Raw genomic sequence first — 8,275 nt, forward strand, 5'->3', positions numbered from 1 at the left:
GTCGGGGTCAAGCCGTACGTTCGTGGGCATGCGAATCGGCGAGCTGGCCGCGCGGGCCGGGACCACGACGCGGACGCTGCGGTACTACGAGTCGCGGGGGCTGCTGCCCGCGCGGCGCGACGAGCTGGGTCACCGGGCCTACGACGAGCGTGACCTGCTGGCGTTGCGGCAGATCAGGACGTTGCGGGACTTCGGGTTCGAGCTGGAGGAGACCCGGCCCTTCGTGGAGTGCCTGCGGGCCGGACACCCGGAGGGCGACTCGTGCCCCGCCTCGCTCGCGGTGTACCGGCGCAAGCTGGACGAGCTGGACGCGCTCATCGGGGAGCTGACGGCGGTCCGCGAGAAGGTCGCCGGGCAGCTCGTGCGGGCCGAGCGGGCACGTGACGAGCTGGCCGCCGAGGCGCTGGTTCCGGGGGGTCCGGAGCCCGAGTGCGAACTGGGAGGGTGACAGCCGTGACCAAGGTGGCCGGAGTGGACGAGGTGACCGACGCGGACTTCGGGGCGGAGGTGCTCGCGGCGGATCTGCCGGTGCTGGTGGAGTTCACCGCCGACTGGTGCCCGCCGTGCCGCCAGATGGCGCCGGTGCTCGGGGCGCTCGCCGCGGAGGAGGGCGAGCGGCTGAAGGTGGTGCAGCTGAACGTGGACCGCAATCCCCTGACGACGAACCACTACAAGGTGCTGTCCATGCCGACCTTCATGGTGTTCCGGGCCGGCGAGCCGGTGAAGGCGATGGTGGGGGCCCGGCCCAGGCGGAAGCTGATGGAGGAGCTCTCGGAGGTCCTGTGACCACCTGACGCGGTCCACCACCTGACGTAATGCACCACCCGACGCCATACGAAGAAATCCCCCGGGCGATTGCGCCCGGGGGATTTCTTTCGCTATATTCGATGATTCGCGACTTCGGGTAATCCGGTCGCGGAAAAGTTCATTGAGCAGAGTATATCCGGGCGGGAGTTAAATTGTCAAACACCGCATTGCACGACAGTGAAATGCGCCGCGAGCAGGAATTCATCGACGGGCTGTACGCGCGCGTGGACGCGCTGCGCGGGGCCACCGAGGCCGCCGTCACCGACGCCCTCGCCCAGGGTGACACCCCCATGCAGGCCCGCCTGGAGCGGGACGTCCTCGTCGCCGAACGCTCCGGACTGCTCGCCGCACTGAACGCCGTGGACGGCTCGCTCTGCTTCGGCCGGATCGACCTGGCCTCCGGCACCGGCCACCACATCGGCCGGATCGGCCTGCGCCTGGACGACCCCGAGCGCACCCCCGTCCTCGTCGACTGGCGGGCCGACGTCGCCCGCCCCTTCTACCTGGCCACCGGCCACACCCCGATGGGCCTGCGCCGCCGCCGGCACATCACCACGCAGGGCCGCCGGGTCACCGCCCTGCACGACGAGTTCCTCGACCTCGGCGACACCACCCGCACCGGCCACGAGGACCCGGCCGGCGACGCCGTCCTGCTCGCCGCCCTCGACTCCGCCCGCACCGGCCGCATGCACGACATCGTGCAGACCATCCAGGCCGAGCAGGACGAGATCATCCGCGCCCCGCACCGTGGGGTGCTGGTCGTCGAGGGCGGCCCCGGCACCGGCAAGACGGCCGTCGCCCTGCACCGCGCCGCCTACCTCCTCTACGAGCACCGCGAACTGCTCGCCAAGCGGGCCGTGCTGATCGTCGGCCCCAACCCCGCCTTCCTCGGCTACATCGGCGAGGTGCTGCCCGCCCTCGGCGAGACCGGCGTGCTCCTGTCGACGGTCGGCGAGCTGTACCCGGGCGTGCGGGCGACGGCCGGCGACACCCCGGAGGCGGCCGCCGTGAAGGGCCGCGCCGACATGGCCGACGTCCTCGCCGCCGTCGTACGCGACCGGCAGGCGCTGCCCGACCCGGTCGTCGCGATCGAGCACGACCGGGAGGTGCTCCTGCTCGACGAGGGGCTGGTGGGGGTCGCCCGCGAGCGCACCCGCGCCACCGGGCTGCCGCACAACGTCGCCCGCGAGCACTTCGAGGGCCACCTCCTCAACACCCTCACCGAGCTGTACGCCGAACGCGTCGGCACCGACCCCTACGACGGCTCCAGCCTCCTCGACGCCGGCGACCTCACGCAGATCCGCGACGAGCTGGCCGAGAACCCCGAAGTGTGGTCGGCCATCGACCGGTTGTGGCCGGTGCTCTCCCCGCGGCGGGTGGTCGCCGACTTCCTCGCCGCCCCCGAGGGGTACCTCCGCGACGAGGACGCCGCCGCCGTCCGCCGCCCGGTCACCCGGGCCTGGACGGTCGCCGACGTGCCGCTGCTCGACGAGGCCGCCGAACTCCTCGGCGAGGACGACCGGTCGGCGCGGGAGAGCGCCGAGCGCGAGCGGGCCCGGCAGATCGCCTACGCCCAGGGCGTGCTCGATGTCTCCTACGCCTCCCGGACGTTCGAGTTCGAGGACAAGGAGGACGGCGACCCCGAGGCCGGCGAGGTCCTGTCGGCCCACGACATCATCGACGCCGAACGCTTCGCCGAACGCCACGAGGAGGACGACCACCGCAGCGCCGCCGAGCGGGCGGCGGCCGACCGGACCTGGGCGTTCGGGCACGTCATCGTCGACGAGGCGCAGGAGCTGTCGCCGATGGCGTGGCGGCTGCTGATGCGGCGCGTCCCGACCCGCTCCATGACCCTGGTCGGCGATCCGGCCCAGACCGCGGAGGCGGCGGGCGTCGGCTCCTGGTCGGACATCCTCGCCCCGTACGTCGGCGACCGGTGGGAGCACACCCGGCTGGGCGTCAACTACCGCACCCCCAAGGAGATCATGGACGTCGCGGCGGCCGTCGTCCGCGCGGAGCGGCCGGACTTCGTGCCGCCGAGCTCGGTGCGGTCCACCGGCACGCGGCCCTGGGCGCGGGCCGTCGACGACCTGCCCGGCGCGGTCGCCGAAGCGGTGGCGGAACTGACCCCCGCGGAGGGCCGGCTCGCCGTGATCGCCCCCCGTGACCTGCACCGCCGGCTGGCGGCCCGCCTCGACGGAGTCACCGCGGACGCCGAGCCGGACCTCACCCGCAAGGTCGTCCTGCTGGACCCCCGCCAGTCGAAGGGCCTGGAGTTCGACTCGGTCCTGGTGGTGGAACCGTCCCGCTACGGCACCAGCGACCTGTACGTCGCCCTGACCCGGGCCACCCAGCGCCTGGGCGTCCTGCACACGGGGACCCTGCCGGCACCCCTGGCGGAGTCCCTCGGATAGGCCCGTGCTCCCGGGGGTCCGAGGCCCGGGTGCACGGGCCCCGGACCTCCGGGAGCGGGTGACCGTTACGTCGGGCGACCGCTACGTCCGGGCGACCGCTACGCCGGGCGCAGCCACACCGTCGACAGCGGCGGCAGCGTCAGCCGGACGCTGGCCGGATGGCCGTGCCACGGCTGGGGTTCCGGCTTCACCGGGTCGGCGTGGAACACGTCACTGCCCCCGTACCGCCCGGCGTCCGTGTTGAGCACCTCGAACCAGGCGGGCACGTCGTCCGGCACCCCCAGCCGGTAGTCCTGGCGGACGACGGGCGAGAAGTGCGACACCGCCAGCAGCGGCGTGCCGTCGGCGTCGCGGCGCAGGAACGCGAGGACGTTGTCGTCGGCCGCGTCCCCCACCACCCACCGGAAGCCGTCGGCGACGGTGTCCCGCTCCCACAGCGCGGGCGTCGAGCGGTACACGGAGTTCAGGTCGGCGACCAGCTCCCGCACGCCCCGGTGATCGGCCTCCGCCCCGTAGGCGGGGTCGAGCAGCCACCAGTCGGGCCCGCGCGCCTCGGACCACTCGGTCCCCTGCGCGAACTCCTGCCCCATGAAGAGGAGCTGCTTGCCCGGGTGGGCCCACATGAAGGCGAGGTAGGCCCGCAGGTTCGCGCGCTGCTGCCACCAGTCGCCCGGCATCTTCGACACCAGCGACTTCTTCCCGTGCACCACCTCGTCGTGCGATATGGGCAGCACGTAGTTCTCGCTGTAGGCGTACACCATGGAGAAGGTCATCTCGCCGTGGTGGTACTTGCGGTACACGGGCTCGTGGCTCATGTACTGGAGCGAGTCGTGCATCCACCCCATGTTCCACTTCAGCCCGAAGCCGAGTCCGCCGAAGCCGCTCGGCCCCCGGTGGTGCGTCGCGCGCGTCACGCCGTCCCAGGCCGTGGACTCCTCCGCGATGGTCACCACACCGGGGACGCGCCGGTAGACGGTGGCGTTCATCTCCTGGAGGAAGGCCACCGCGTCGAGGTTCTCCCGGCCGCCGTGCTCGTTCGGCGTCCACTGGCCCGGCTCGCGCGAGTAGTCGAGGTAGAGCATGGAGGCGACGGCGTCCACCCGCAGCCCGTCGATGTGGAACTCCTCGCACCAGTACACGGCGTTGGCCACGAGGAAGTTGCGCACCTCGCGCCGCCCGTAGTCGAACTCCAGCGTCCCCCAGTCGGGGTGCGCGGCCCGCAGCGGGTCCTCGTGCTCGTAGAGGGGCCGCCCGTCGAACTCCGCCAGCGCCCACTCGTCGCGCGGGAAGTGCGCCGGCACCCAGTCCATGATGACGCCGATGCCCGCCCGGTGCAGCGAGTCCACGAGGAGACGGAAGTCGTCGGGCGTGCCGAGCCGGGCCGTGGGCGCGTAGAAACCGGTGACCTGGTAGCCCCACGAGCCGCCGAAGGGGTGCTCGGCGACCGGCATCAGCTCGACGTGCGTGAAGCCCAGCTCCTTGACGTACGCGGGGAGCTGCTCGGCGAGCTGACGGTAGGTCAGGCCGGGCCGCCAGGACGGCAGGTGGACCTCGTAGATGGACAACGGCGCCTCGTGGGCCGGGCGTTCCCCGCGGGACGCCAGCCACTCCTCGTCGCCCCACGCGTAGTGCGAGGCCTCCACCACCGACGAGGTGGCCGGCGGTATCTCCGTGCGGCGGGCCATCGGGTCGGCGCGCTGGGTGCGGGAACCGTCGGGCCGGGTGATGTCGAACTTGTACAGTTCGCCCTCGCCTATCGCGGGCACGAACAGCTCCCAGATCCCGGAGGAACCGAGCGACCGCATCGGATACCCGATGCCGTCCCAGAAGTTGAAGGTGCCCACCACCCGCACCGCGCGCGCGTCGGGCGCCCACACGGAGAAGCGGGTGCCGCCCACGCCCTCGTGGATCATCGGGTGCGCGCCGAGCACCTTCCACAGTTCCTCGTGCCGGCCCTCTCCGATCAGGTGCAGGTCCAGGTCGCCGAGCGTGGGCAGGAAGCGGTACGGGTCCTCGGTCTCCTGGACCGTCTCCTCGTACGCGACGACCAGCCGGTAGGCCGGGACCTCCCGCAGGGGGAGCAGGCCGGAGAAGAAGCCGTCGCCGTCGTCGTGCAGCTCGGCCCGCAGCCCGCCCGTGACGACGGCGACCGACAGGGCGTGGGGGCGGAAGGCCCGGAAGACGACCCCGCCGGGCGCCGGGTGCGCGCCGAGCACGGAGTGCGGGTCGTGATGGGTGCCGTGCAGCAGCCGGTCACGGTCGCCGCCGTCCAGCGCGGGGGAGGGGGCGACCTCCACGGGCCCTGTCCGCACGGGCTCTGCCCGGGCGGGCCCGGCCTGTACCGGTCCGGCTTCCACGGGCCCGGCTTCCACGGACCCGGCCGGGGCCGGGGGCCGGGACGCGCGCCCCTTCGCGGTGGCGGGAGCGGAGGCGGGAACCTTCTTCGCGGCACGCTTCGCCGGGCCCGCCTTCCTGGCGGCGGCCTTCTTCGGAGCGGCCGTCTCCGCCGCGGCCGTCTCCGCCGCGGCCGTCTCGGGCACGGTCGTCTCGGGCACGGTCTCCGCCGCGGTCTTCTTCGCCACCGGTTTCTTCGCCGGGGTCTTCTTCGCGACCGCCGTCGCCGTGACGGCCTTCTTCGCCACGGCCTTCTTGGCGACGGCTTTCTTGGTGACGGCCTTCTTCGCCACCGCCTTCTTGGTGACCGCCTTCTTCGCGGCGGCCTTCCGTGCCGGGGGCTCCTCCGCTGCGGCCTTCCCCCCGGCGGCCTCTTGGAGGGCGGCCTCCCGGTCGGAGGCCTTCACGGCGGCCGCGGTCCTCTTGCCCGCCGCCTTCTTGCTCACGGCTTTCTTGCCCGCCGTTTTCTCGGCCACCGCTTTCTTGGCCACCGCTTTCTCGGCCACCGTCTTCTCGGCCACCGTTTTCTCGGCCGTGGCCTTCCGGGCCGGGGCCTTCTTCGGGTCCTTCGGGTTCCCGGGTTCGGAACCGTGGGGGGACGGGGGGCTGGGAGTCACGGGGAAAGCCTCCTCAGGACGGGTCGGACGCGGCGAGCCGACGTATCGCGGACAGCGGGACGGAGAGCCAGTCGGGGCGGTGCCGGGCCTCGTAGACCGTCTCGTAGACCGCCTTGTCCGTCTCGTAGGCCCGCAGCAGTACGGGATCGGTACGGGGGTCGGTGCCGGACACCTCGGCGTAGCCGGAGCAGTACGCGGCCCGGCACACCTCGGCCCAGCCGGGTGCCGGCGGATCGGCCGAGAGGGCGGCGTAGTCGAAGGAGCGCAGCATGCCCGCCACGTCCCGGACGGCGGGCTGGGGCATCCGGCGCTCGGCCAGCGGGCGGGCCGGCTCGCCCTCGAAGTCGATCAGCGACCACTCGCCGGAGGGCGCCCGCAGGCACTGCCCGAGGTGCAGGTCGCCGTGGACGCGCTGGGCGGTCCAGGTCCGGCCCTCGGCCGCGAGGTCGGCCAGTGCCGAGAAAGCGGTGCGCAGGCCGGGGGCGTAGGGGCGCAGGGCGGGCACGGCCTGCGCCGCCGCGTCCAGCCGCTCGGTCATGCCGTCGACCAGCGGCCCGAGCTGGGCGTGGCCGAGGGTGGCGGTGGGCAGGGCCCGGGCCAGCGAGGTGTGCACCTCGGCGGTGGCCCGGCCCAGCGCCCGGGCCTCGGCGCCGAAGTCCTCGCCCTTGGCCAGCTCCCGCAGCGCCAGCTCCCAGCCGTCCGTCGCGCCCTGCACGAAGGGCTGGAGGACGCCGAGGACGTACGACTCGCCGCCGCCGTCCTCCAGGTCCGCGTGCAGCCACGCCGTCGGCGCGGGCACCCGGGAGGACCCCTCGCGGGCGAGCGCCAGCGGCAGCTCCAGATCGGGGTTGACGCCGGGGACGACCCGCCGCAGCAGCTTCAGAATGAACGTATCTCCAAAGACGACCGAGGAATTCGACTGCTCGGCGGTCAGCCGGCGCGGCACCAGGCCGGCGCGTATCTCCTGCGCGGGGTCCCGTTCGCAGCGCAGGACGCCGATCCGGGCCTCGGTGCGCAGCGCCTCCAGGAGGACCTCGGCGGGCCGGGTGTCGTACAGGGCGTCGTAGACGGTCCGGCCGCCGAGCGGTCCGTCCGGCACGTGCCCGATCAGCGCGGGCGCCAGCCGGGGCGGCAGCGCCTCGCGGGCACCGATCAGCAGCTGGTAGCAGTCGCCGGGCCCGGCGCCCTGGTGCGCGCGGACCAGCAGGTGGTAGAGGCCCAGCCGGGACGCGGCGGGCAGCAGCTCGGTGCCCGCCACCAGCGAGAACCCCGTGACCGGACTCCCCTTGCCGGCGAACCAGCGCTGCCGTGGCAGCCACTCCCGCAGCAGGGGGGTCAGTGACGTGAGGAGACCGGGACTGGTCGTGCCGGAGAGTGTGACCGTTTCCGCCATGGCGTCACGTCCTTTCCCCGGGGGGTCGGGGTGTTACTGATGCGTGCCCCGGGCGGGGCGGGAGAAACCGCCCCGCCCGGGGGTACTAGACGGTCTCCCTGCGCAGTCGGAACCAATAGAAACCGTGTCCCCCGAGCGTGAGCAGATATGGCAGCTCACCCACGGCCGGAAAACGGACCCCGCCGAACAGCTCGACGGGATGGCGGCCGCCGAACCGGCTCAGGTCCAGCTCGGTGGGCTGGGCGAAGCGGGAGAAGTTGTGGACGCACAGGACCAGGTCGTCCTCGTATTCGCGCAGGAAGGCGAGGACGGCCGGGTTGGAGGAGGGCAGCTCGGTGAAGGAGCCGAGGCCGAAGGCGGGGTTCTGCTTGCGGATCTCGATCATGCGGCGGGTCCAGTGCAGCAGCGAGGAGGGCGACGCCATGGACGCCTCGACGTTGGTGACCTGGTAGCCGTGGACGGGGTCCATGATGGTCGGCAGGAAGAGCCGGCCGGGGTCGCAGGAGGAGAAGCCCGCGTTGCGGTCGGGGGTCCACTGCATGGGGGTGCGGACGGCGTCGCGGTCGCCGAGCCAGATGTTGTCGCCCATGCCGATCTCGTCGCCGTAGTAGAGGATCGGTGAGCCGGGCAGGGAGAGCAGCAGGGCGGTG

Annotated in this window: 6 protein-coding genes; 3 read left to right on the forward strand and 3 right to left on the reverse strand. The window is 73.0% G+C overall.

Annotation, left to right across the window (positions count from 1 at the left end; all coding sequences use genetic code 11):
* Positions 1-28: 28 nt before the first annotated feature.
* The 3 genes from ACF09K_RS04635 to ACF09K_RS04645 all read left to right on the forward strand — a co-directional run bounded on the left by ACF09K_RS04635 (position 29) and on the right by ACF09K_RS04645 (position 3,221).
* Entirely contained in the window at positions 29-448 is a 420-nt protein-coding gene (locus ACF09K_RS04635; protein ID WP_392240977.1) for a MerR family transcriptional regulator, read from the forward strand.
* Between the two features lie 5 nt (positions 449-453).
* On the forward strand, positions 454-786 hold the full coding sequence (locus tag ACF09K_RS04640) for a thioredoxin family protein (protein ID WP_392240978.1): 333 nt from the start codon (positions 454-456) through the stop codon (positions 784-786).
* Between the two features lie 203 nt (positions 787-989).
* Positions 990-3,221, forward strand: coding sequence for a HelD family protein (locus tag ACF09K_RS04645; RefSeq protein WP_392241045.1), 2,232 nt, complete (start codon positions 990-992; stop codon positions 3,219-3,221).
* A 98-nt stretch (positions 3,222-3,319) separates the two neighbouring features.
* On the opposite strand, the gene glgB is transcribed toward ACF09K_RS04645, so the two are convergent.
* The 3 genes from glgB to ACF09K_RS04660 all read right to left on the reverse strand — a co-directional run.
* Complete coding sequence (glgB, locus tag ACF09K_RS04650; protein ID WP_392240980.1) at positions 3,320-6,232, reverse strand: 1,4-alpha-glucan branching enzyme; 2,913 nt, start codon at positions 6,230-6,232, stop codon at positions 3,320-3,322.
* A gap of 13 nt (positions 6,233-6,245) precedes the next feature.
* On the reverse strand, positions 6,246-7,625 hold the full coding sequence (locus tag ACF09K_RS04655; protein WP_392240982.1) for a phosphotransferase: 1,380 nt from the start codon (positions 7,623-7,625) through the stop codon (positions 6,246-6,248).
* An 85-nt stretch (positions 7,626-7,710) separates the two neighbouring features.
* Positions 7,711-8,275 (reverse strand): alpha-glucosidase C-terminal domain-containing protein (locus ACF09K_RS04660; protein ID WP_392240984.1); only part of this gene is annotated, 565 nt, incomplete at its 5' end.

It is taken from the genome of Streptomyces sp. NPDC014882, assembly GCF_043081325.1.
Taxonomy (GTDB): Bacteria; Actinomycetota; Actinomycetes; order Streptomycetales; family Streptomycetaceae; genus Streptomyces.

Excerpts from the sequence above, each read along its gene's own strand:
- ACF09K_RS04655 (WP_392240982.1), bottom strand. The coding sequence starts at position 7,625 with ATGGCGGAAACGGTCACACTCTCCGGCACGACCAGTCCCGGTCTCCTC.
- ACF09K_RS04645 (WP_392241045.1), top strand. The coding sequence starts at position 990 with ATGCGCCGCGAGCAGGAATTCATCGACGGGCTGTACGCGCGCGTGGAC.
- ACF09K_RS04635 (WP_392240977.1), top strand. The coding sequence starts at position 29 with ATGCGAATCGGCGAGCTGGCCGCGCGGGCCGGGACCACGACGCGGACG.